Annotated in this window: 17 protein-coding genes; 5 read left to right on the forward strand and 12 right to left on the reverse strand. The window is 72.5% G+C overall.

Annotated features, from left to right (window positions below; translation table 11 throughout):
• Positions 1–4: 4 nt before the first annotated feature.
• The 6 genes from G472_RS33585 to G472_RS0115970 form a co-directional block, all read right to left on the reverse strand.
• A complete protein-coding gene (locus tag G472_RS33585; RefSeq protein WP_035692611.1) occupies positions 5–769 on the reverse strand; it encodes a hypothetical protein in 765 nt (254 codons plus the stop codon).
• The gene (locus G472_RS0115950) at positions 769–2,670 is read right to left on the reverse strand and encodes a phage tail protein (RefSeq protein ID WP_029009195.1); all 1,902 of its coding nucleotides are present in this window, start codon (positions 2,668–2,670) and stop codon (positions 769–771) included. Before G472_RS0115950 ends, G472_RS33585 begins: the two co-directional genes overlap by 1 nt.
• Positions 2,667–3,236 carry a phage connector family protein gene (locus G472_RS0115955; protein ID WP_029009196.1) on the reverse strand — a complete coding sequence of 190 codons (570 nt, stop codon included), beginning with the start codon at positions 3,234–3,236 and terminating at the stop codon, positions 2,667–2,669. The genes G472_RS0115950 and G472_RS0115955 overlap by 4 nt, the downstream gene beginning before the upstream one ends.
• 99 nt (positions 3,237–3,335) lie before the next feature.
• Complete coding sequence (locus G472_RS0115960; protein WP_029009197.1) at positions 3,336–3,605, reverse strand: hypothetical protein; 270 nt, start codon at positions 3,603–3,605, stop codon at positions 3,336–3,338.
• Positions 3,606–3,696: 91 nt separating this feature from the next.
• Complete coding sequence (locus G472_RS0115965) at positions 3,697–4,512, reverse strand: phage capsid protein (RefSeq protein ID WP_029009198.1); 816 nt, start codon at positions 4,510–4,512, stop codon at positions 3,697–3,699.
• A 325-nt stretch (positions 4,513–4,837) separates the two neighbouring features.
• The gene (locus G472_RS0115970) at positions 4,838–5,173 is read right to left on the reverse strand and encodes an STAS domain-containing protein (RefSeq protein ID WP_029009199.1); all 336 of its coding nucleotides are present in this window, start codon (positions 5,171–5,173) and stop codon (positions 4,838–4,840) included.
• Positions 5,174–5,444: 271 nt separating this feature from the next.
• Here G472_RS0115970 and icmH point away from each other — a divergent pair, with 271 nt between their 5' ends.
• From icmH to G472_RS0115990, 4 genes are read left to right on the forward strand one after another with little or no spacing between them, the layout of a single operon-like run.
• Positions 5,445–6,722, forward strand: coding sequence for a type IVB secretion system protein IcmH/DotU (icmH, locus tag G472_RS33590; protein WP_051340889.1), 1,278 nt, complete (start codon positions 5,445–5,447; stop codon positions 6,720–6,722).
• A gap of 7 nt (positions 6,723–6,729) precedes the next feature.
• Positions 6,730–8,748, forward strand: a complete 2,019-nt coding sequence (gene tssM / locus G472_RS33595; protein ID WP_051340890.1) for a type VI secretion system membrane subunit TssM — start codon at positions 6,730–6,732, stop codon at positions 8,746–8,748.
• Positions 8,749–8,779: 31 nt separating this feature from the next.
• Positions 8,780–9,445 (forward strand): type VI secretion system-associated protein TagF, encoded by a 666-nt coding sequence (tagF, locus tag G472_RS33600; RefSeq protein WP_035692613.1) that lies wholly within the window; start codon positions 8,780–8,782, stop codon positions 9,443–9,445.
• Positions 9,442–11,430: a serine/threonine-protein kinase gene (locus G472_RS0115990; protein WP_029009200.1), complete on the forward strand. Its 1,989-nt coding sequence runs from the start codon at positions 9,442–9,444 to the stop codon at positions 11,428–11,430. The genes tagF and G472_RS0115990 overlap by 4 nt, the downstream gene beginning before the upstream one ends.
• A gap of 14 nt (positions 11,431–11,444) precedes the next feature.
• Here G472_RS0115990 and ppc read toward each other — a convergent pair whose 3' ends face one another.
• Positions 11,445–14,168 carry a phosphoenolpyruvate carboxylase gene (gene ppc / locus G472_RS0115995; RefSeq protein ID WP_029009201.1) on the reverse strand — a complete coding sequence of 908 codons (2,724 nt, stop codon included), beginning with the start codon at positions 14,166–14,168 and terminating at the stop codon, positions 11,445–11,447.
• 308 nt (positions 14,169–14,476) lie between these two features.
• Between ppc and G472_RS33605 the strand changes: the two genes are divergently transcribed.
• Complete coding sequence (locus G472_RS33605) at positions 14,477–15,547, forward strand: AraC-like ligand-binding domain-containing protein (RefSeq protein WP_051340892.1); 1,071 nt, start codon at positions 14,477–14,479, stop codon at positions 15,545–15,547.
• Here the strand turns inward: G472_RS33605 and G472_RS33610 are convergent.
• The 5 genes from G472_RS33610 to G472_RS0116025 all read right to left on the reverse strand — a co-directional run bounded on the left by G472_RS33610 (position 15,517) and on the right by G472_RS0116025 (position 22,789).
• Positions 15,517–18,351 (reverse strand): NHLP bacteriocin export ABC transporter permease/ATPase subunit, encoded by a 2,835-nt coding sequence (locus tag G472_RS33610; protein ID WP_051340893.1) that lies wholly within the window; start codon positions 18,349–18,351, stop codon positions 15,517–15,519. The genes G472_RS33605 and G472_RS33610 overlap by 31 nt on opposite strands.
• A gap of 5 nt (positions 18,352–18,356) precedes the next feature.
• Positions 18,357–20,522: an NHLP family bacteriocin export ABC transporter peptidase/permease/ATPase subunit gene (locus G472_RS0116010; RefSeq protein ID WP_029009202.1), complete on the reverse strand. Its 2,166-nt coding sequence runs from the start codon at positions 20,520–20,522 to the stop codon at positions 18,357–18,359.
• Between the two features lies 1 nt (position 20,523).
• Complete coding sequence (locus tag G472_RS0116015; RefSeq protein WP_029009203.1) at positions 20,524–21,771, reverse strand: NHLP bacteriocin system secretion protein; 1,248 nt, start codon at positions 21,769–21,771, stop codon at positions 20,524–20,526.
• Positions 21,772–21,857: 86 nt separating this feature from the next.
• Positions 21,858–22,181 carry a Nif11-like leader peptide family natural product precursor gene (locus G472_RS0116020; RefSeq protein WP_029009204.1) on the reverse strand — a complete coding sequence of 108 codons (324 nt, stop codon included), beginning with the start codon at positions 22,179–22,181 and terminating at the stop codon, positions 21,858–21,860.
• Between the two features lie 245 nt (positions 22,182–22,426).
• Complete coding sequence (locus tag G472_RS0116025) at positions 22,427–22,789, reverse strand: Nif11-like leader peptide family natural product precursor (RefSeq protein WP_029009205.1); 363 nt, start codon at positions 22,787–22,789, stop codon at positions 22,427–22,429.
• Positions 22,790–22,992: the final 203 nt, after the last annotated feature.

Below are 22,992 nucleotides of genomic sequence, written 5' to 3' on the forward strand. Positions count from 1 at the left end.
CCCGTCAGAAGTAGCGGGACAGGAAGTCCAGGCGCTGGCGTTCGGCAAGCTGCGCCTGTTCCAGCAGGTTGCGGCGGCGGCGGTTGTCCACCTCCTGCTGGATCGCCTGGCGCTTCAGCGTGTCGAGGCGCGCGGACTCGCCGCGCTCGGCACCGGTGTCGGCCACCAGGCCCAGCAGGATGGCTTCGCCGGAGCCGTCGGCGGTGCCGGTGCCGGCGGCCCCGGCGCGGGCACGGGTGCGCCCGACGGCGTTGCGCAACGCGTCGCGCCGCCGCCGCTCCTCCGCCTGCGCCCGGGCCGCCAGGTCGGCGGCGCGGTTGCCGGCATCGGCTTCACCCGCCGCCTCGTCGACGGCGTGGCGCCCGCGCAGGTGCTCGTACTCCTGACCCTGGGCGCGCGACAGCCATTCCATCTCGCGCTGGCGGGCGGCCGCGGCCTGCGCCGCCTCCCGCTCCTGCTGCTGGCGGGCGCGCTCCCATTCCAGGCGCTTCATCTCCTGCTCGTAGGCGCGGCTGCGCGCCTGCTCCTCGGCGCGCCGGGCCGCGTCGGCCTCGGCAGCCTGACGCTCCTGCTCGTAGCGACGCTCCAGCATGTCGCGCTCGTACGCCTGGCGGGCGGCCTCCTGCTCGCTCCGGTAGGCCAGCTCGGCCGCGGACTGGTCGGCGCGGGCAGCCTGCTGTGACTGCGCCTGCCGCGCCTGCTGGCCGGTGCTCCAGGCCGACGCGGCGACCGGCAGGGCGGCGGTGAGGAAAGGAGTGATCTGGGCCATCAATCGTTCACCTTCAGTTCCATGGTCACCGAAAGGAGGGTGAAGGGCAGCGGTGCGTCCTGTTCGATGCGCCAGAGCGGCGCGTCGATGTCGCGCCGCCAGCCCAGCGCCCGCAGACGGCGGTCGCCGGACACCCGCGCCGGCGGTCCGTCGCCGGCCGGCCGGGGGCCGAAACGGTGCAGCGGCAGCTCGAAGGGGCCGCGGCCGAGGTCGACCCGCAGGGCCGCCGTGTCCTCCAGCCGGAAGCACGCCTCCACCAGCCGCACCCGGTCGCCGGCGCCGGCGGGTGCCAGGGCCGACGGCGGCAGCGGTTCCACCGTGTGGGCGTACGGCAGGCCCACCTCGACCCGCCGGGCCGGCGGGTCGACGGTGACGCGGCCCAGGAGGACGGGCACCTCACCGCGCATGGCACCGTCGGCCAGCACGCCCACCGTGCGGCCCTCCAGATGATCCAGGCCGGACCAGGTGGCGGCGGGCTCCTCCGCCTCGCCGACCAGGGCGGAGTCGAGGTTGAGGGTGTCGTCGAACCGCTCCACCAGCCAGGCGCCGTCGCGTTCGACCAGCACGTACACGTCGTCACCGACCACCGCGACCGAGCGTACGGCACCGTCGGTCGACAGCCGGGTCCAGGCGGTCACCTGTTCCGCCCGGTAGACGGTCAGGGCGGCGACCGACCCGTCCTCCATGACGACGAACAGCAGCCGGCGGTTCTTGTCGAAATCCTGGTCGCGGGGGCCCCGCACCAGATGGCGGGCGACCAGCGCCAGGTCGGTGGACCGGTAGGCCTGTTCGGCGTCGGTGTAGAGGAACTCGCGCACCTCGCGGCCGGAGCGCGACACGAACAGCGTCGCCCCGTCGACGTCGCGCGGCGCCAGCGTGCGGTCCACGGGCGATCCCACGCGGGTCTGGCGGTTCACCTGGATGTTGGCGGGGGTCAGGGGATCGCCGCTCACCATGTACTCAGCGCCCGAGGTGAAGACCTGGAGATGCCGGCCGGAGAAGACGGCCCGCACCGCGTTGACCTGATCGGACAGGATGCCGAACTCGATCGCCTCGTCGTCCTTGCCGGTGCCGAGGTTGAAGTTCCACAGATCGGCCGACCGGGACAGCCACAGGCGGTTGGGCAGGTCGCGCGAGCCGCCGATGACCAGCCGGTCCTGGTGGAAGGCCGCCGCCACCGGCCAGCCGCGCCGCGGCGAAAACGCCTGTTCGTCCCACAGCACGGTGGCGTCGGCGGAAGGGAGGTCGTCGCCCTGCACCGTCGCCTGCACCTCGGTGGCCGACGCCACCCCGGTGATCAGGAGCTGGCGCCCGCGGATGCGCAGGCGCGTGTTCTCCTGAAGCGGGTCGAAGACGGGTGCCGAGGCGGTGACGGTGATCGCCCCGGCGGTGCCGCCGGGGGTCAGCTCCACCTCCGGCGCGGCGAAGCGGTAGAAGGGCATGCGCACGGCCCCGTCCTCGACCACGTACGCCCAGGGCGCCAGCGCCCAGTCCGATGCGGAATCGCGCGTCAGCGTGCGCGGCTCCACGTCGGGATGGCAGATCAGCAGCGTGTCGGCGCTCTGCGTCCAGGCGATGCGGCCGAGCTGGCCGGCCGTCCACGGCGCCGGCACCGCGATCACGTGCGCGTCGTCGCGGAACACGTCGATCATGCCGTCGGTGAAGACCAGAAGGTACACCTGCTCGGTGTTGAACTCGAACGCCACCAAACGGCCGGGGCCGCGGGCGGTGTCCACGAAGGCCAGCCCGGAGCGGCGCGACACACCGCCGGTGGGATGGATGAAGACGTTGCGCAGGGCCAGCGCCCCGTTCTCGTAGGCGCGCAGGTCGCCGCGCCCGAGCAGCCGGCGCGACACCTCGCCGGCGGTGAAGTTGGTCTGGACCGTGCGGACGCGCGTCATGCCGTGCGGGCCTCCACCAGGGTGAAGCCTTCCAGACGCTCCTGGCTGTCCTGCTGGGCGTCGGTCAGGCGGGCGCGGCGGAACTCCGCCTCGGCCAGCCGGTGCAGGGTGTCGGCGCGGCTGGTGTTCTCGGTGACGGGGATGCAGAACTCCGCCGCCAGCCGGGCGATCAGCGCCTGGTCGAAGAAGGGCGGGAAGTCCTCCTCGGCGGGCCGGCGCACGTAGGTCAGCACCACCGCCCCGGCGTCGGCCTGCAGGGTGCGGCCATGGATGCGGTACTCCAGCCCACGCCCACGCCCCGCCCCGGCGGACAGGGCCCGCAGGAAATCGGCGGGAAGCTGGAAGGCATGGGTGTAGTCGGCGGCGGGTGCGCCATCCAGGCGCGGCAGCGTCGCCTGGACGGTGGCAAAGCTCCAGGGATGGGCGGACAGAAGCGCGTCGCGGGTCGGCGCGTACAGCGCGCCCGCCACCTCGGCCTCGGCGGTCCCTTCCTCGAAGGCGGTGATCGGCGTGGCGCCGATCTTGATGAGGGCACGGCTGCACAGCCCGATCGCGGTGAGCGACATGGGAGCGGTCCTTGGCAAGAGGGGGGGAGGGGGCACCCGCAGGCGGTGCGGTCGGCAAGGGACCCGGTGCGTCGCCTGCCGACCGTGTATCGCGGTTGATCAGTCCGTGTTGGCGGTGCCGACCTGGGTCAGGTTGGCGACGTCCACCGTGCCCGCCCCGGCGGCGGTCACCAGGAAGATGCCCCCCGCGGCGGTGCCGCCGGTGCCGGTGTTGGCGAGGATCATGTCCCCGGCGCGCAGCATGTCGGCGGCCCCGGCGAAATAGCCGGTGGTGTCCACCTGGGTGTGCGGGTCGGGGGTGGTGTAGTGCCACAGCGTGAAGCCGTTGGCGTAGGCGAGCACGCTGAGGTTCGCGGATGCGTAGGCCATGGCGAAAATCTCCGGAAGATCGAATGCCCCGGGGCGCCCCCGCAGCCGTGCGCGGGGGCGCCCGCCGTCGGTCAGCCCTGCGGTGCGGCGCCTATTCCAGGCAGCGCAGGGTGACGACCCCGGTGGCGTCGATGAGGCAGGCGCCCTGACTCATCATGTTGTTGACGAAGTGGGCGGCGCGGTCGCCGTGCCAGGTGATGTCGGTCTTGACGTCGGTGCCGGAGGCGTGGCCGATCGCGGTCTTGTGGTACCAGTGGCACAGCCGCGCCCCGTCCTGCAGGGTGAGGCCGGAGTGGGGGATCCACAGCGTGCCCAGCCAGCGCTTGGCCTGGGTGCCGCGCCACGGCAGCTCCTCCGAACCCACGTAGTCGGAGCTGGCGAACTCCTCGATGGAGAGGAGCTGGCTCCACTGCTTCCAGCCCACCACGGCGTAGCGCTGGCCGTCGTCGGGCACGTCGGCCCCGCCCAGGATCTCGAAGGCGGCCAGCACCTTCGCCCTGGTCATCCCGTCGTTGGCGGCGCCGGCGAAATTGCCGGACTGATCCATCGCCGTGATCAGCAGCTCGTCGGTCTTGCGGCCCAGCGCGTAGGCGCCGGCGCCGGCGATGATCTGGCGCTCGTCGATGTTGGTCTTCAACTCGTCCAGCTTGTCCACCCAGTCGCCGGCGTAGAAGTCGCCGAGCAGGCACTCGACCGGGGTGTGGTCCAGGTTCATCACCGGCACCGCGCCGTGCCGCGCCTTGGTGGCGGCGGTGCCCTTGCCGACCTTCTGGAAGATGGTCGAGGCACCCTGGACGTTGTTCTTGGTGCGCACCGTGTTGCGCAGCTTGGAGCCCATGCGCTGGTAGGCCTCGTGGACCTCGCGCTCAAACTGCTTGACGAAGGCCTGGGCGACCGTCGTGGCCATGGGGGGACGCTCCTTATGAGGGAAGGATCGGGACTGCCCCGGCGAATGGCGCCGCCGCGGGTTGTCGGGCGCGCGCAAAGGCGCGCGCACGGCCGCGGGGCGTGCGCAAAAAGGAAAGGGCCGGCCGGGCCTTTCGGTTGTCCGGCCGGCCCTTCCGGTGCCAGGCAGTGGGAGGAGGAAACGTCAGGCGCCCGAAGCGGAGGGGAGGACGCACCCCGGGCCTTGACGAGGGACACGATGGGTCAAAATTCCCATAGTGTCAAGAAAAAATTCCTTTCGCGTGGGTGCGGCCGGGTTCCGGCGCGGCACCCTCCGGAACCGCCGGTCAGGAGAGGGCCTGGATGGCCGCGTCGGCGTTGGTGTGAATCTCGAACAGGCTGGTGAAGCCGCTCATGTCGAACACCTCACGGATGGAGGCGGACATGGCGGCCAGCACGATGCGGCTGCCCGCCGGCCGGGCCCGCTTGGCCGCCACGAGCAGCGCCCTCAGCCCGGCGGAGCTGATGTAGGCGAGCTGGGCCATGTCGACGACCACCGATGCCTGGCCGGCGTTGACCGCCTGCACCAGCCGCGTCTCGAACGCTCCGGCCGTGCCGCTGTCGACGCGGCCGGCGGGCTTGAGCACGAGGATGCCGTTGCGGGTCTCTTCGTTGATGTCCATGGATCGCGTTGTCCCTGTTCCGCGGGGGTCGGTCCGACGTTTATCCCGCCCGTCCGGCGAAGACGACAGATTTTTCGCCGCCCTTCCCCGCCCTCCGTTCGTGCCCCTATAGCACAGGGCGCCCCTCCCGTCCCCGCCCCCGTTGGCGTCGGGTGCTTCGGATGCGGCGGGTTGCCGTGGATGACCGCCCCGGCCCCGCCTGCTATACCTTGCCCGCGACGGAAAACGGGACCGGGTGCGGGCCGGTCGGCCAGCGGGAGAACGGATCGGCATGCGTCCGGGAGGCGACAGTGCGGTGGCGGCGCAGGGCGGCGCGGCGGCGGCGGGTCCGATCCGCCTGACCGTGCCGTCCGATCCCCCGTGGCCGGCGGCGGCGCTGGCACGGGCCGTGCGCAATCCGCTGCTGGGGGCGGCGGCGCCGCTGCTCGACCTTGCCGGGCGGCTGCGCGACCTGCCCGCCCACGAGGATCCCGACGCCCTGCGCCGGCTCGTGCTTGCCGAGGTGCGCCGGTTCGAGGCCGCCGCGGTGACCGCCGGGGTGCCGTCGGAGGAGGTGCGGGTCGGCCGCTTCGCCCTGTGCGCCACCCTGGACGATCTGGTCCTGGCCACCGCCTGGGGCGCACGCTCCGTGTGGGCGCGCGACGGGCTGGTGGCCGCCACGGAACGGGACGCCGGCGCGGCGGAGCGCTTCTTCGACCTGCTGACCACCATGCTGGGCAACCCGCACCTGCACCGCAACGAACTGGAGCTGTTCTACGCCTGCCTGTCCCTGGGGTTCGAGGGCAAGTACCGCAACCACCCGCGCGGCGGCCACGACCTCGCCCACCTGCGCGACAGCCTCTACCGCCTGCTGCGGCGGGAGCGGCGGCGCACCGACCGCGCCCTGTCGCCGGCGTGGCGCGGCGTCGGCGGACGCTTCCGGCCGCTGGCGCGCACCGTGCCGCTGTGGGTGCCGGCCGCCGTGGCCGGCGCGCTGCTGCTGGCGCTCTATCTGGTCCTGGCCGGTTCCCTGGCCGAGCGCAGCGATCCCGTGGCCGGGCGTCTGGCCGCGCTGCTGCCCGACCGCCCGATCGAGATGGCGCGCACGGCGCCACCGCCGCCGCCCGCCGCCACCCCGGCGCTGGCCACCGCGATCGCCCGGGCGCTGGAGCCGGACATCCGGTCCGACGCCGTCCGGGTGCTGCCGGGAACCGACGGCGCCCTGGTGATCCGCATCCAGGGCAACCTGTTCCCCGGCGGCAGCGACGATCTGCGCGCCCGCTACCGCGCGGTGGCGGAGCGCATCGGCGAGACGCTGGCCGGGCTGCCCGGTCCGGTGCTCGTGCTCGGCCACGCCGACGACACGCCGGTGCGCTCCCTCCGCTTCGCCGGCGCGCGGGAGCTGACCGAGGCGCGGGCCCGCGCCGTGGCCGCCATCCTCGAACGGCACCTGGGTCCCGGCCGCGTCACGGCGCAGGGCCGGGCCGACGACGAACCCGTGGCCGCCAACGACACCCGCGAGGGCCGCCTGGCCAACCGGCGGGTCGACGTCCTCTTCTACCCCCGGTGACCGCGCCATGCCGCCGTTCCCGCACCGTGCGCTGATCCGCCTCCCCGCCACCCCCGGCCTGCGCCGGGCGATGGGGCTGGCCGGCGCGGCGGCCGCCGCGGCGGTGCTGTGGCACCTGGCGCCGCTCCTGTCGGTGGCCGGCCAGCGGCCGCTGGAGGAGGGGGCGGCGCGCGCCCTGCCGGGGCTGCTGGTGCTGGGGGCCTGGGCGCTGGCCGCATGGCGGGGGGTGCGGCGCGAGCGGACGGCCCACGACCGGCTGGTGGCGACCCTGGCCGGCCTGCCGCCGGGCGATCCCGACGCCCGGGCCGCGGCGACGGAGATCGGCACCCTGCGCGACCGCCTGGGCGAGGCGGCGGCCGGCCTGCGCGCGTTGCGCCTGCGCGGCCGGCGCACGCTGCACCAGCGCCCCTGGTATCTGCTGATCGGCGCGCCGGGATCGGGCAAGACGACGGCCCTGGCGGCGGCCGGCCTGAACTTCCCGCCGGGGGCGCAGCCCCACGCCGTGCCCCTGCCGTCCCTCGACACCACCCGCCACACGGTGGGCGGAACGCGCACCTGCGACTGGTGGATCACCGACGATGCGGTGCTGATCGACACGGCCGGGCGCTACACCACCCAGGACAGCCGCCACCCCGTGGACTCGCGGGTGTGGATCGGCCTGCTCGACCTGCTGAAGGAGCATCGGCCGCAGCGGCCGGTCAACGGCGTCCTGGTGACCGTCAGCCTGGCCGACCTCGCCGCCTGGAGCGACGGGGAGCGGCGCGCCTACGCCCTGACCCTGCACCGCCGCCTGCAGGAGCTGCAGCGCAACCTGCGCCAGCGGGTGCCGGTCTACGTGGTGGGCACCAAGGCCGACCTGCTGGCCGGGTTCAGCACCTTCTTCGACACCCTGACCCCCGACGAACGGGGGCAGGTCTGGGGGATCACCTTCCCCCCCGGCAACGGTCCGGGCGCCGCCGGCCCGTCCGCCTGGTTCCGCGACGCCTACCTCGGCCTGCTGCGGCGCCTGGACGAACGGCTGCCGGAGCGTCTGCACCAGGAACCCGACATCGCGCGGCGCAGCCTCGCCTTCACCTTCCCCGTGCAGATGGCGTCGCTGGAAGGGCCGCTGGCCGACCTGCTGGACACCGCCTTCGCGGTGGGGCCGGAGGACGAGGCGCTGCTGCTGCGCGGCGTCTACTTTACCAGCGCCACCCGGGGCGGGGCGGAGGTGGACCGGCTGGCCGCGCCGTTCGGCCCCCTGCGCACCGCCCCCGCCCTGCCGGTGGAGGCGGGTCCGGAGGAGCCGGTGAGCTGCTTCCTCGACCGGCTGTTCCACGATGTGGTGTTCGCCGAGGCGAACCTCGCCGGCATCGACCGCGTGACCGACCGGCGCGAGCGGCGCCGGCAGCGCGCCGCCATCGCCGCCACCCTGGCCGGCAGCGTCGCCGTCGCCGGCTACTGGGTGCACAGCCACGGCGGCAACGTGGTGTTGATCAACCGGGTCGCCGCCGCCGTGTCGGTGGCGGAGGCGCGCCTGCGCGCGCTGGACACCCCGCCGCGCTCGCTGACCCGCGTCGCCGACGCCGATTTCGCCGCCGTTCTGCCGGCGCTGGATGCCCTGCGCGCCATCCCCGCCGGCCACGCCGACCGGCCGTGGCGGCTGGCCGGCGGGCTGTACCAGGGGGACCGGCTGGGCGGCCTGGCCGACGATGTCTACCGCCGGGCGCTGCGCAGCATCTTCCTGTCGCGCATCGTGCTGCGGCTGGAGGAGCAGTTGCGCACCGGCTGGGCCCGGCCCGATTGGCTGCGCCGGTCCCTGCGCGCCTACCACATGCTGGGCGGGCGCGAGCCCCTGGACGCCGCCTTCGTCGGCGCCTGGATGGCGGCGGACTGGCAGCAGACGCTGCCCGGCCCCGACAACGGCGACCGCCGGCGGGCGCTGGGCGAACACCTCGCCACGCTCTTTGCCATCGGCTTCGCCGCGGTTCCCCTGGACGACCCGCTGATCGCCCGCGTCGGCGAGGTGCTGGACCATGGGCGCTGACGCCGCCGCGCCGCCGCGCCGGGGCTGAGCGATGCCGCCCTTCGGCCCCGGCTTCCACGGCAAGCTGCCGGCCCGCGGCGACTTCGTGCAGCAGGGGCTGCCGCCGGCGTTCCTGACGCCCTGGGACGACTGGGTGCGCGGGGCGCTGGTGGAAAGCCGCATGCGCCTGGGCGCCGCGTGGGAGCGGCTGTTCGCCGCCGGCCCGGTGTGGCGCTTCGCCCTGTCGCCCGGCCTGTGCGGCGACACGGCGGTGGCCGGCGTGCTGCTGCCCGGCGCCGACCGGGTGGGACGCCTCTACCCCTTCACCGTGGCGGCGTCGCTGCCGGCGGGCATCGACCTGGCCGCGGTGCCCTTCACCGGCGCCGCCTGGTACGGACGGGCGGAGGCCGCCGCCCGCCGCGGCGATCCCGACGCGGTCGCGGCGGCGGTAACGGCGCTCGCACCGCCGCCCGGAACCGCAGCCCCGGACACGGACATCCCCTTGCACCGGGCGCGTTTGCGCGCGATGGTGGGCGACCTGCCCGACCGGCCCAGCCTGTGGTGGACGCGCGGCGGCCACTGGGTGACGCCGTCCCTGGTGGCCTGCCGCGGCCTGCCGGCGGGAGAGCGTTTCGCCGCCTTCCTGGACAACGGCTGGCAGCGGTGGGGCTGGCACGACCTGGAACGGGACCCCGACGCCCAAGAGGCTGGCCCATGAGGCTGACGGACACCACACCCCCGCGGATCGGGCCCTACCGGGTGGTGGCCCCCCTGGGCGAGGGGGCGATGAGCACGGTCTACCGCGGCGAAGCGCCGGACGGCGGCGCGGTGGCGCTGAAGCTGCTGCGCGGCGATCTGCTGGCCTCGACCGAGCGGGCGGTGGTGCTGGCGCGGTTCCGCCGCGAGGCGGAGATCGGCCGGCGCCTGGCCCACCCGCACATCGTGCGCGTGCTCGACCACGGGGAGTGGCTGGGCAGCCCCTATCTGGTGATGGAACTGGCCGAGGGCCGCGACCTCAAGCACCGGATGGAGACGGGGGGCGTGGCGCCGGACCGGGCGATCGCGCTGATGGGCGCGGTGCTGGACGCGCTGGCCCACGCCCACGCCCTCGGCATCGTCCACCGCGACGTCAAGCCGGCCAACATCATGGTGGACGATGCCCTGGTGCCCAAGGTGATGGACTTCGGCATCGCGCAGATCCCGCGCTCCGACATCACCGGTCCCGGCGATCTGCTGGGAACGCCCGCCTACATAGCGCCGGAGCTGCTGCACGGCCGGCCGGCCGACGCCCGCAGCGACCTGTTCTCGGCGGGCGTGGTGCTGTACGCGCTGCTGACCCGGCGGCGGCCGTTCAGCGGCTCGGTCGCCGAGGTGATGCAGAAGATCCTGTTCGACGCGCCGCCGCCGCCCTCGGCGGTGGCCCCCCACCTGCCGCCCGCCGTCGATGCCGTGGTGATGACGGCGCTGGAGAAGGACCCCGCGCGCCGCTACCCCGGCGCGGCCGCCTTCCGCTCCGCCCTCGACGCGGCCGCGGCGGCCTTCGACGCCGACGCCACCCTCGCCGGGGTGACCCTGATCCCGGCCGCGACGGCCACCGGCGCGCCCGCGGCCGCCGACGCCCTGCGCGCGCGCATCGCGGCGCTGGCCGCCGTGCCGTTGAGCGAGAAGGAGCTGGCGGGGATCGCCCGGCTGCTGGACGACGCCCTGGCGGCGCCGGCCCGCCCCGGGCTGCGCGCGGCGGTGGTGGAGGACGGTGTGGTGCCGCTGGCGGCCCTGGTCGCCGCGGCCATGCCGGCGCCGGGGGCCGGGCCCGGGCAGGCGCGCGACGACTGGATGCGGCTGGTGCGCCTGCTGGCGCGGCTCGGCGACGCCGCCGACCGGCTGGACGGCGGGGAAGACGCGGCGGCGGCCATCGACGCCGCCGTCTTCGAGGTGCAGAGCGCGGTGCAGCTCTACGCCGACCGGCTGAGCCGTCTGCTGATGGCCGGCGACGAGCCGGACCTCGGCCCCATCGCCGCCGATTTCCTGCGCCTCGACGTGCTGCTGCTGGCGCTGGAGACGCTCGGCGCCGAGCGGGAACTGCGCGCCGCCCGCGGCACGCTGAACCTGTTCGCCAACCAGGTGATGCGCAAGGTGAACCTGATCCTGGCGGACGCCCTGGCCGGCACGCCGGACGACGGCCTCGCCGCGGTCCCGGAGGGCGACGAGGCGGCGCGGGCGGCGGCGCGCTTCGGCGTCGCCCTTGTCCTGGCGCGGGTGGAGGAGCTTCTGGCCATCGCCGGACGCCTGTCGGAGGCCGGGGACGCCCTGCGCCTGCGCGCCGTGGGTGACGCGGTGATCGCCGAGTTCATCGGCCACGCCCGGCGCCTGACCGCGCTCACCGTGGCGGAGTTGCGGGCCGAGGCGGCGGCGGGGGCGGACGCCCGGGCCTTCGCCGGACGGCTGGGGATGCTGGCGGCCCTCTACGCCTTCGCCACCCGCCTGCACGGGGCGGCGGAGCCGGCGGCGGCGGCCCTCGCCCTGACGGAGGAGCTGCACGCGGGCGTGCGCGCCCTGCTCGACGCCGTGGCGGCCGCCCCGCCGGGCGACCGCGACGGGACGCTGCGGGTGGCCGCCGTGCACGACATGGCCGAGCGGCTGGGCTGGGCCGAGATCCGCATCGCCGCCGTCGCGGTCCTGCGCCGGCGGCTGGTGGCGGGATAGATCGGCCGCAGGTCTCAACCGCTGTTGCGCAGCCCCGCGGCGATGCCGTTGATGGACATCAGGATGGCGCGGCGCACCCGCTCGTCGTCGGTGCCGGCGCGGTGCCGGCGCAGCAGTTCGATCTGCACGTGGTTGAGCGGGTCCATGTAGGGGAACCGGTTGCGGATCGAGCGCTTGAGCAGCGGGTTGTCGGCCAGGAAGTCGTCGCGCCCGGTGATGGCCAGCAGGTGGCGCCGGGTCAGCTCCCACTCCGCGCGGATGCGGCCGAAGATGGCGTCGCGCAGCTCGGCGTCCTCCACCAGTTCGGCGTAGCGGGCGGCGATGGCCAGGTCGCTCTTGGCCAGCACCATGTCCATGTTGGACAGCAGCGCCCGGAAGAACGGCCAGGCGCGGTGCATGCGCTGCAGGTGCTCCAGCCCGTCCGGCGTGTCGGCCAGCCACGCCTCCACCGCACTGCCGAATCCGTACCAGCCCGGCAGCATCAGGCGGCACTGGGCCCAGGAGAACACCCACGGGATGGCCCGCAGGTCCTCGATGCGGTCGGACTTGCTGCGCGAGGCCGGCCGGCTGCCGATGTTGAGCGTGGCGATCTCGGAGATCGGCGTGGCGGCGCGGAAGTAGCGGGTGAAGCCCGGCGTCTCGTAGACCAGCCCGCGGTAGGCGCGCAGCGCCTTCTGCGACAGTTGCTCCATGGCGTCGTAGAACGAGTCCACCGGCTCCACGTCGTTCTCCATGTCGAGCAGCGACGCCTCCAGCGTTGCCGTCGTCATGATCTCCAGGTTGCGCCGGCCGATCTCCGGGTTGCCGAACTTGGACCCGATGACCTCGCCCTGTTCGGTGATGCGGATCTGGCCGTTCACCGCCCCCACCGGCTGGGCCAGGATCGCCTGGTAGGCGGGGCCGCCGCCGCGGCCGACCGAGCCGCCGCGGCCGTGGAACAGGCGCAGGTGCACGCCGTGGCGGTCGAACAGCCGCACCAGCTCCAGCTCCGCCTTGTAGAGTTCCCAGCCCGAGGTGAGGAAGCCGCCGTCCTTGTTGCTGTCGGAATAGCCCAGCATCACCTCCTGCTCGCCGCCGCGCGACGCCAGCAGGGCGCGGTAGGCGGGCAGCGTGAACAGCCGCTCCATGGTCGCCGGCGCACGGCGCAGGTCGTCGATGGTCTCGAACAGCGGGATGATGTTCATGGCGAGGTGCGGCTGCGCGCCCGGCGTCAGCAGGCCGGCCTCCTTCAGCAGCAGCGCCACCTCCAGCAGGTCCGAGGCACCGTCGGTCTTGGAGATGATGGTGTTGGGCAGGGCGGCGTCGCCGTAGGTGCGCTTGATCTCCCGCGCGGTGAAGAAGATCGCCAGTTCGCCGGCCGTCTCCTCGGAATAGGCGTGGTAGGGCGAGTGCAGCGGGCGCGGGCTGGCGATCTCCTCGGCCAGCAGGGCGATGCGCGCCTCCTCGTCGAGGGCCGCGTAGTCGGCGCAGCGGCCGGCCACCGCCAGCAGCTCCGCCACCGTGCGCTGATGCACGTCGGAGTTCTGGCGCAGGTCGATGGGGGCGAGGTGGAAGCCGAACACACCGGCCGCCACGATCAGCCGGCGCAGCCGCCCGCGGGCCAGCCGCTCCGCCCGGTGCGCCTTGAGCGCCGTGTCGAGCACCCGCAGGTCGGCCAGGAACTCGGCGCTGGCGGCGTAGGGCTCCGCCTTGCCGACGGCGTGCCGCGGCGCCTCGCGATGGTCGAGGTCGCGCACCGTCGCGGCGAGGCGGGCGTAGATGCCGGTCAGCGCCAGCCGGAACGGCTCGTCCCGGCGGTGGGGCGAGGGATCCGGGGAGCGGTCGGCCAGCGCCGCCAGCTCCGGCGAGATCGGCATGAGGAGTTGCGACAGCGGCAGCTCACCGCCCAGCGCGTGCACCTCCGTCAGGTAATGGTCCAGCGCCGCCGCCGACTGGAGCCGCACCGCCTCGCGCAGGATCGGGGCGGTGACGAAGGGGTTGCCGTCGCGGTCGCCGCCGATCCACGAGCCGATGCGGAAGAAGGCGGGCAGGCGCCAGTCCCGGTCGGGATGGCGCTGCGCCAGCAGATCCTCGAAATGGCAGTAGAGCCTGGGCAGTTCGGTGAAGAACGTGTCGGTGTAGTGGGAGATGCCGTTGTTCACCTCGTCGATCACCGCCAGACGGTGCGGGCGCAGCATGCGCGTGCGCCAGAGCGTGAGGATGGCGGCCTTCAGCTCCTCGTCCGCCTCGGCCTCCTCCTCGGGCGTCAGGCGGCCGCGGTCGCGGGCGTCGAGCAGGGATTCCACCTTGCGCTGCAGCGACAGGATGCTCTTGCGCTGCACCTCCGTGGGGTGGGCGGTCAGCACGGGGCTGATCAGGGCGGTCGCCAGGACCGCGGCCAGCCGGTCCGCCCCGACGCCGGCCGCCTCCAGCCGCTCCAGCGCGTGGCGCAGGGAGCCCTCGCGCGCCGGCGTGCCGGCGGCGGCCTGCTCGCGGTTGAGGCGGATATTATGGCGGTCCTCCGCGATGTTGGCCAGGTGCAGGAAGTACGAGAAGGCGCGCACCACCGAGATCATGATGTCGCGCGGCAGGCCGTTGAGGATCTCGGCCATCTCCCGGCCGGCCGAGGCGTCGTCGTGCCGGTTGAAGCGCACCGAGGCCTGGCGCACCGCCTCGACCACGGCGTAGACCTCCTCCCCCTCCTGCTCACGCACGGTGTCGCCGAGCAGCCGGCCGAGCAGCCGGACGTCGTCACGCAACGGCGTGTCCGCGGAGGCAGGCTCTTCCGCGGCGCACGGGTTCTGAACGAGGAAATCGGACGGCATGGGCGGGCTCACTTCGGCTGCGGTCGGACGGAACGGTGCCGAGAGTAGCGCGCTGCGGCGCAATGTCACGCACTGCGTTGTTCGAGCGACGCCGATCCGGTTGCCCTGCCCGCCCGGCCCACCCTCCGGATCCGGAGGATTCGGTGGTTTCTTCGCCGGCACCCGGGACTGTTCGTGTGCATATACGATCGCTACAATCGCCGCAGACCTGCGGGGAACCGCCGATGGTACGGGATGCCGGGATGGCGCGGATCAATTCACAACTTCCGGTGCTGACTTTCGGTCGCGCGTCGCTGACCGGTGCCGCGTGCTTCGAACGCTGGCGGAACATCCTGTCGATCGTCTTCGACGTGGAGCCGGACCATCGGGAGGATGTCGACAGCTTCACCGGATCTATGACCACCTATCACCTGGGCGGGCTTCTGCTGTCGGATACCGCCGGTTCCGCCGTACGGTTCCGGCGCAGCGGCGCAACCATCGCCCGCAGCGCCATCGAACATTATCTGGTCCAGGTCTATCTGGAGGGCGGCTATGCCGGCTCGGTGGGCGGGCGCGAGGTGGAGATGCGGGCGGGCGACGTCTGCGTGCTTGATCTCACGCGACCGCTCTCGACCCGCGCCGATACCTTCCGCAACATCACCATCGTCGTCCCGCGCGACAGCCTCGCTCCGCTGGTCAAGAGCCCGGACACGCTGCACGGCACGATCCTGCCGGGGGCATCGGCGGTCGGCTCTCTGCTGGGTGATCACCTGCGCACGCTTTGCGACCGGCTGCCCGACATGACCGAGCGGGAGGCCCGGGCGGTTGCGGGGGGAACCGCCGGGCTGGTCGCCGCCTGCCTCGGCTCCACAATCGATGCACACGAGCCGCCGCGGGCCGAACTGCACGCAGCGATGCTGGCGCGGATCAAGCGTTTCATCGACGAGCGGCTGGATAGCCCGGATCTGGACGCGGACACCATCTGCCGCACCTTCGGCCTGTCACGGTCGAGCCTCTACCGCCTGTTCGATCCTCTCGGCGGGGTGGCGGCCCACATCCGCGAACGGCGCCTGTCACGGGCGTTCGCCGATCTCGTCACGCCGCAGCCGGGACGGACGCGGGTGATCGACATCGCGCTGCACCGGGGATTCGGATCGGAGGCATCGTTCAGCCGGGCCTTTCGCGCCATCTACGGATTGACGCCCGGCGAGGCGCGCGCCATCGCCGACGGCATGCGCCGCCTCCTCGCCCCCGCCGATTCCGGGGACGCCGACAGCGTGCTGCAACGCTGGATGCATTCGCTTTACCCGGCCCGGACCGCCGGGGGGGCGTGATCGAGAATCTGGCGGCGGGCAATCGCCCGGAACGGACCGTCCTGTGCCATCAGGTCGCGATAGGTGCCGCGCTCGACGATGCGGCCGCGCTCCATCACGCAGATCAGGTCGGCGTGGACCACTGTGCTCAGCCGGTGGGCGATGACGATGCGGGTGGCGTTCAGCCGGGCCAGACTGTCGGCGACGATCGCCTGTGTCCGGTTGTCGAGAGCGCTGGTCGCCTCGTCCAGCAGCAGGACGCGCGGGCGGCGCACGATGGCGCGTGCGATCATCAGACGCTGACGCTGACCGCCCGACAGCGTCGCCGCCCCATCGGACAGCAGGGTGTGCATGCCCATCGGCATGGCCCTGATATCATCCTCCAGCCCGGCCAGCCGCGCCGCCTCCCACGCATCGTCGATACCCAGCGGCGCCGACCCGACAATGTTCTCCAGAATGCTTCCCGGCAGCAGCGTGCCGCGCTGGAGCACGACGCCGAGATGGCGGCGCACCGATGCGGGATCCACGTCGGTCAGCGACCGGCCGTCATAGGACACGCAGCCGCGTTCGGCCGTCTCGAACCCCAGCAGCAGACGGAAGAGCGTTGATTTTCCCGAGCCCGACGGCCCGACCAACGCCACGAAGGACCCCGGCGGAGCGCTCACGCTGACGTCCTCCAGCACCGCCGGGCCGTCGCCATAGCGGAAGGTGACGCCGCTGACCGCTACCGCGCCCTGCAACGCCTCGACCTCCGGCCGGTCGTCGGTGCTCTCCGGCACCGCATCGAGGATCGGCTTCATCCGCTTGAGAATCGGCACCGCGTCGAGCGACGCGGTCAGCGCCGTCACCACACCGAGTGCAGCACCGAGGAACTGGCCGAAGGCGGCGTTGAAGGCGACGAAGTCGCCGACGGTGATCGGCGTTTGCGCCGAGGCGATGACCAGGAAGAACACCAGGGTCGACAGCAGCGGGATCAGTGTGCTCAGCAACGCGAACACCGCCCCGGCCATGCCGGCGCGGAACCCTTCCCGCCGCTGGGCGGCGAACAGGCGCAGCCAACGGGCGAACAGGCGATCCTCCGCCCCGTTGACCCGAACCGTCGGCAGCGCGTTCACCGTATCGATCAGCGCCGAGGAGGTCTCGGCCGCCCGCTCGGCCAAACGGCGTTCGAAGCGGAGCTGCACCATGGCGGTCGCCGACAGCAGCAGGGCGGCCACACCGGACACCCCCAGCGCGGCGACGGCGAGCCGGCTGTCGTAGCTCAGCATCAGAACGAAGCTGACCACCGAGAACACGGCCGACAGTACGGTCGACAGCAAGGTGTCGGCAACCACCCGGCGAAGCTGCGTGGGGCCGAGCGCCCGCATCAGCAGGTCACCGGTGTGGAAGCGGCGGAAGAACCCGGCCGGCAGGCGCAACATGCGATCCCACACCGCAGCCTGAAGCCGGGCGTCGGCGCGGCCCTCGAAGCGGAGCAGCAGCAGGGCACGGACAAGCGAGAACATGGCGCTGCCCACCGCGACGGCGGCAAGGCCCAGCGCCATATGGATGATGGTGGTCGTTTCGGCAAAGGGAATCGACTCGTCCACCAGCACGCCGGTGACAACCGGGACCAGCAGACCGAGCAGCACCGCCATCACGGTGAACAGCATCGCCCGGACGATATCCTCGCCCGAGCCGCGGAAGGCGGTTTCCAGCAGGTCACCGGCCTTCAGCGCGCGGGCCGGCAACGGGCAGTAGAGCGCAACCCCGTTCGGGGCCAGCCGGCGTGCCACGTCGGCGGTCACGGCGTGACGGCTGCCGTCGCCATCGACGATCTCGTATCGCCGATGGCCGCGGCGCAGCACGGCGCAGGGCGCACCGTTCTCCTTCCGGGAACCGACGAAGGAGGGAATGTCGCGCCGCCACCAGGCCGTCGGCAGCGTGATGGCGCGGCAGCGGAAGCCGCTGCCGCGGGCCAGGCGCTGCGTCACGGTCAGGAGATTGCCCCCGGCCGCGCCGTCCGGCACCGGACGCACGGGAATCCCCAGATGGCCTGCCACCCGGTGCACCGCCGCGGCGGCGGCATCGCCGGGAACGGCCGTCCCGTCGATGGCCGTCAGGCCGCCGAGGATGCCGGCGGCGGCCCGCAGCGCGCCGTCGACGGCCGCGCCGTCGTGATCGCTGCGCGCCTCGATGGTCTCGCGCGCCTCCAGTCCGGTCAGGCCGATCTCGGCCGCCAGCCACAGCAGAACCTCGCCGCACACCGCATCCACCGGCCCCCACCCATGACCGGCCACCACCTGCGCGGTGCTGAGGCCGTGGGCGCAGCGGTCGGCCGCGACCGTATGCCAGATCCGCGACGTCAGCAGGTGGGGATCCGCGTCGCCGTCCACCAGAACCCAGCCAACCCGGTGGCAAACCACCGTCCGGGCCCGGTCGAAGCGCAGGGTCCCGCCGGGCTCCAGGCACAGCGCGTCGGCCGGAACGTCGGCCGGCGCTCGGGTGAGGCCGAACGCTGCCAGCACCGTGTCGAGACGGTCGGCATCGCCGGGCGCCAGCGTCTCGCGCGGCTGCACGATCGCGCACGCCACACCGATGGCGATCGCGAACAGGCCGATGCCGGTGCCGCGTTGCGGCCAGCCGGGCAAGGCATCGCCGACCCCTGCCGTCACCACATGCAGGCGGGTGCCGGAAGGCTCGCCGGCCGCATCCAGCCGGACGGCGAACACCGACACCCGCCCTTCGGTCACCAGCAGCAGGCGCGGCACCCCGTCCAGGCGCAACGGGCGGTTGCCCTGAAGGGTCAGGGGTTCGGCGCCGAGCCGGATCACGTCGCCGGGCATCGCGCTCACCCCGCCACCATCAGCCGGCGGTAGACGCCGTCGCGGGCGACGAGATCGTCGTGGCGGCCGCGCTCCACCACCCGGCCGCGGTCGAGAACAACGATCTCGTCGGCGTCGCGCACGGTGCTGAGACGGTGCGCGACAACGATGCAGGTGCAGCCGCGCCGGCGGATCGCCTCGTCGATCCGCTGCTCGGTGAGGGGGTCCAGCGCCGACATCGCTTCGTCCAGGATCAGGATCGACGGGTTGCGGGCGAGTGCGCGGGCAATGGCAAGGCGCTGGGCCTGTCCGCCGCTGAAGTTGACTCCTCCTTCGTCAATCGGTGCCGACAGACCGCGCGGCCGCGACGCCACCACCTCCATCACGTCCGCGTCGGCCAGCGCATCAGCCAGCGCCCGGTCGGAAACGGTGGGATCCCACATGGACAGGCTCTCGCGCACGCTGCCCGACAGAACGTGAACCTCCTGCCCGACCACGCCGATCGAGGCGACGAGGGTCGGGCGCGGCAGCATCTCCATCGGCACGCCGTCGAAGCGGATGACGCCGCTCCGGGGCGGGTGCAGACCGGCAATCAGCTTGGCGATGGTGGATTTGCCGCTGCCCGAACCGCCGACCAGGGCGATGCGGGCGCCGGGGGCGACCTCCAGGTCGAAGCCCTCGATCAGCGGCGGGGCATAGCGCTGGTAGGCGAAGCTGACACCGTCCAGCGTGACCCGACCCTCCAGACGGCGGGGCGCCGGGTCGCTCACCGGCTCGGCAAAGGGACGGTCCTGCGGGTGGCGCATGACGTCGTCGACGCGGGCGAGGTCGGCCCTGGCCTCCACCAGCACGCCGAACACGGCCACCAGGGACGCCAGCGGCCCCATGAAGCTCTGCACCAGCATCTGAAAGGCGACCAGCGTGCCGATGGTCATGTCTCCCTGGACCACCCGCATCCCTCCCAGCCCCAGGATGGCCGCGGTGGTCAGGCCGCCGATCAGCGGCGCCATCGCGGATGTCGCGATGCCGTAGCCGCCGAGCTGGCGCTGGTTGGTGTTGTGGATTGCCTGGAGGCCCGACCAGCGTGCGAAGTAATCGTCGTCGGTGGCGGTAGCCTTCAGCGTCTCGATGGCAAGGATGCCGGTGACGGTGGCGCTTTCGAAGCGGCCGAGGTCCCGGGCCAGGCGGCGCCCGGCATCCTCGCGGCGGCGGGCCAGCAGCTTCCACACCACAAGGTTGCCGGTGCCGAGCACCATGCAGGCCAGCGCCATCGCGGCGTCGAGCGACAGCATGACCATGGCGTAGAAGACGGCGGTGATCGCGTTGACCGCGCCGGTGCCCAATTGGGTGGCGGCGACCCCGGCCAGCCGGTCGTTGGCGGCCACCCGATTGGCAACGTCACCGGTGTGGCGACGCGCGAAGAACTCCACCGGCAGGCGCAGCAGATGCCAGAGGAAGCGTGTCGATTCGCTGATGGCAAGCGCCGTCTGAGCCCGCAGGAGCACCAGGTGCTGCAACCAGCTCAGCGCGCCGTAGACCACCGCTGTGCCGATCATGAAGACGATCAGCGGGCGCAACCAATCGGTCTTCTCATGAATCAGCACGTCGTCGACGAAGATCTTGGTGAAGGCGGGAATCAGCAGACCCGGTACGATCAGGACGAGGCTGATCAGAACCGACAGCGTCACCGCCGACCCGGCCTGCCGCACCAATGGCAGGAACCGACGCAACGGGCCGGCGGGCCGGGCGTCCCGTTGAAACTCCGGGCCGGGTGTGATGATCAGGGCGATGCCGGTGAAGCCCGCATCGAACTCCTCCTTCGTCACCCTCCGCGGCCCGGTGGCCGGGTCATTGAGATGGACCCAGCCCCCCTCGGTACCGTCGACGACCAGAAAATGGTTGAGGTTCCAGTGGGCGATGAATGGCATGGCCAGTTCCAGCGCCGCCGCCGGCTCCAGCCTCATCCCCCTGGCCTCGCAACCGTACCGACGGGCGGCGCGCAGGATGTCGCTGGCCTTGCTGCCGTCGCGTGACACGCCGCATTCGACGCGCAGTTCTTCCAGCGGCGGATGGCGGCCGTGGTGGTGCAGCACGATGCCGAGTGAGGCGGCACCGCATTCCACCCCGTCCATCTGCAACAGCGTCGGCGTCCGCACCCTGCGGCCGCGGCGGCGCCCGAACCGGCGGACCATCTCAGGCCCCGATCAGCGAGCGCAGGAACGGCAACACCAGCGTGGCGGGCGCCTGCTCGCGCACCGACACGGTGAGTCGGGCGAGCGTCCCCGGCTCGATGCGGAAATCCGGCCCATCGCCTCCCGCCCAGCGCAGCCCGGACACGCTGTCCGCCCTGGTTTCCAGATCGGCGCGCACGATGATCGGCGGTCCATCCTTCATGAAAAGGCGCACCAGTTCGTCGTTGTGCAGCATGGAGGCCAACGCCTCGCGCGACGCCGGCAGGTCCGACACGGTGCGCACGCGGCCCGGAATCGCCCCGTAATCCTCCTTCTTGGCCACACCGGGCTCGACCTGGACCGCCATCCCCGGACGGACCTGCTTGGCCTTCAGCGGCGGCAGGAAAACCAGGGCGTCCAACTGCCGGGCCTCCTGCACGATGCGCAGCACCGGCGCGCCGGCGGCTATGAAGTCGCCGAGCGAGGCGGACAGTTCGGTGACGATGCCGTCCACCGGCGCCTCGACGGTGGAGTTGGTGCGCAGTTCCAGTTCCACGGTCCGGAGCCTGTCCTGCTGGCGTTTGATGTCGTTCTCATGATCGAGCAGCTTGAGCCGCCACTCGGCCTGCCGCGACAACTCCTCGGCGGTCAGCGACAGCGTCTTCTGCTCCAGCCCGTCGATGCGCTCGGCCAGGTCGTTCAACTCCCGCTCGACGTCCAGCACGCGGGCACGGGTGGTGAGACCGCGTCCCAGCAGGCTGCGCTGGTCGGCTGCCAGGGCGCTCATTGCCCGGAAGCGGCTCTGCGCCCGCCCGAGCTGTTCCGCCAGAGCCTGCTGCTGCGCGTCGAGGATGGCGGCGCGGCGCTCACGCTGCTCGCGATCCTCGGCAACGAGATCGGCATGACGCGCCTGCATCCGTTCCAGCGTTGCCGCTTCGGAATCGCGGTTGCGGATGGTGAGGGTCTGATCAAGGATCGCCACCGTTTGGCCCGCGACCACCCGCTCGCCGGGCTTGACCCGGAATTCCATCAGCGAGCCCGGCCCCCTGGCCGGGGCGGAGAACACCTCGCCGCGCGCGCTCAGCAGGATGCCTTCCCCGGCGACGCGCGTCGGCAGACGTCCCAGCAGCGACCACGCCACCGCGGCACCGACCAGCAGCGCCAGGGCGGCGAAGGCGATCCAGTAGCCGGGCGACGCCGCGACGAACACGGTGTCGAGCCGTTCCGGGCCGGACAGGCGATCAAGCGCGCTTTTGCGGAACAGGGACATGGCAGCGGGTCAATCGATAGCGGCGCCGCGCGGCCCGGCGGCGTTTTCGCGAACGGTCGCGGCGAAAGGCTTCGGTTCGGACGTGCTCATGCCCCTCCCTCTCCCGTGTCGTTGCCGGGCGGACCCATGCAGCGCTGCAAATGAGTGAAGAGTGCGTCGAGATCGGGGTGTCTGAGGATCGGACCCGCCTTCGGCAGCGCAAGGCGCAGCCCGGCACCGAAGGTGAGGACGCAATGACCGGTACCGGTCGCGGTGCGGCAGGCGTCGATGTCCGCCGCGGTGACGTCGTAGCCGTCCTCCCGCAGACGGGCCGCCAGGGCACCCACCGACGGGAGGTCACGGTAGCGATCGAGCAGAAGCGGATCGGCCTCCACCGCATCGGCAAGGCGTTCGAGGCCGGCCGTGCTCATGGTCGGCCCCGGCTCGCGCCGGCCATCGTGCTCCGGTTCATGATGCAACCCTCGCGCCGGTTCACCGTCGAACGGTTCGCGACCTGCCCGGCGGGCGGCAGCGATCGCGTCGTCGGGTCAGCGGTGGCTCATACGGTCGGCAAGTGATCACGTCCATCAATTGCCGACCGTAAAACCCGGCAGATCAATGCCCGGGCATTGATCAAGAGGGTGATACCGGCGGCGTCCTTCAGGTGCCGCCGGTATCACTGGGGATAAAGGCGCGAGGCGAAATCGCGCAACGCGTCGGTAACCGGATTCTCCTGGCCGGTTGCCAGGCTGTGGATGCTGTTGGCGGCGATCACGCCGCCGATCACCAGCCCGCCGACCAGCGTGATCCCCGCCAGCCCGAAGACGAACCCCCCGCCGGTGATGCCGTCGAGTTCCTCATCGGTCATCTCGGTGCTACGGCGCCGGGCCGCCTCGATTTCGGCGTCGGCGATGTCGTAGCCGTCGCGGCGCAGCAGGGCCGCCAACTCGGCGACGCTGCCCGCCGCGACGTAGCGTTCGGCCAGCCCCGGATCGTTCAGCATCGCGGTGGTGAACCGCTGGAGTTCCGCTTGGCTCATGGTCCTGCCGTCATGATTTCGGTTGATGTCACCGACAACCCTACCAGCGGGGCCTTCCGGCAACCCGCCGCGTTGTCCCAGAAATTTGCCCGGCCGTCTCATACGGCAGATCAATGCCAAGGCATTGATCGAGAGAGTGATACCAACGGCACCTGAAGGGTGCCGTTGGTATCAAACGGTCACCAGGCCGCACAGTGCCGGCT

The sequence above is a fragment of the Azospirillum halopraeferens DSM 3675 genome (genome assembly GCF_000429625.1).
Classification (GTDB): domain Bacteria; phylum Pseudomonadota; class Alphaproteobacteria; order Azospirillales; family Azospirillaceae; genus Azospirillum; species Azospirillum halopraeferens.

Bases quoted from the DNA above. Each gene is read 5' to 3' on its own strand.
- G472_RS0115950 (WP_029009195.1), bottom strand. From the start codon at position 2,670: ATGACGCGCGTCCGCACGGTCCAGACCAACTTCACCGCCGGCGAGGTG.
- G472_RS0115955 (WP_029009196.1), bottom strand. From the start codon at position 3,236: ATGTCGCTCACCGCGATCGGGCTGTGCAGCCGTGCCCTCATCAAGATC.
- G472_RS0116010 (WP_029009202.1), bottom strand. From the start codon at position 20,522: ATGGTCCGCCGGTTCGGGCGCCGCCGCGGCCGCAGGGTGCGGACGCCG.
- G472_RS33605 (WP_051340892.1), top strand. From the start codon at position 14,477: ATGGCGCGGATCAATTCACAACTTCCGGTGCTGACTTTCGGTCGCGCG.
- tagF (WP_035692613.1), top strand. From the start codon at position 8,780: ATGCCGCCCTTCGGCCCCGGCTTCCACGGCAAGCTGCCGGCCCGCGGC.
- G472_RS0115970 (WP_029009199.1), bottom strand. From the start codon at position 5,173: ATGGACATCAACGAAGAGACCCGCAACGGCATCCTCGTGCTCAAGCCC.
- tssM (WP_051340890.1), top strand. From the start codon at position 6,730: ATGCCGCCGTTCCCGCACCGTGCGCTGATCCGCCTCCCCGCCACCCCC.
- G472_RS0116025 (WP_029009205.1), bottom strand. From the start codon at position 22,789: ATGAGCCAAGCGGAACTCCAGCGGTTCACCACCGCGATGCTGAACGAT.
- G472_RS0115965 (WP_029009198.1), bottom strand. From the start codon at position 4,512: ATGGCCACGACGGTCGCCCAGGCCTTCGTCAAGCAGTTTGAGCGCGAG.
- G472_RS0116020 (WP_029009204.1), bottom strand. From the start codon at position 22,181: ATGAGCACGGCCGGCCTCGAACGCCTTGCCGATGCGGTGGAGGCCGAT.
- icmH (WP_051340889.1), top strand. From the start codon at position 5,445: ATGCGTCCGGGAGGCGACAGTGCGGTGGCGGCGCAGGGCGGCGCGGCG.
- G472_RS0115990 (WP_029009200.1), top strand. From the start codon at position 9,442: ATGAGGCTGACGGACACCACACCCCCGCGGATCGGGCCCTACCGGGTG.
- G472_RS33585 (WP_035692611.1), bottom strand. From the start codon at position 769: ATGGCCCAGATCACTCCTTTCCTCACCGCCGCCCTGCCGGTCGCCGCG.
- G472_RS33610 (WP_051340893.1), bottom strand. From the start codon at position 18,351: ATGCCCGGCGACGTGATCCGGCTCGGCGCCGAACCCCTGACCCTTCAG.
- G472_RS0115960 (WP_029009197.1), bottom strand. From the start codon at position 3,605: ATGGCCTACGCATCCGCGAACCTCAGCGTGCTCGCCTACGCCAACGGC.
- G472_RS0116015 (WP_029009203.1), bottom strand. From the start codon at position 21,771: ATGTCCCTGTTCCGCAAAAGCGCGCTTGATCGCCTGTCCGGCCCGGAA.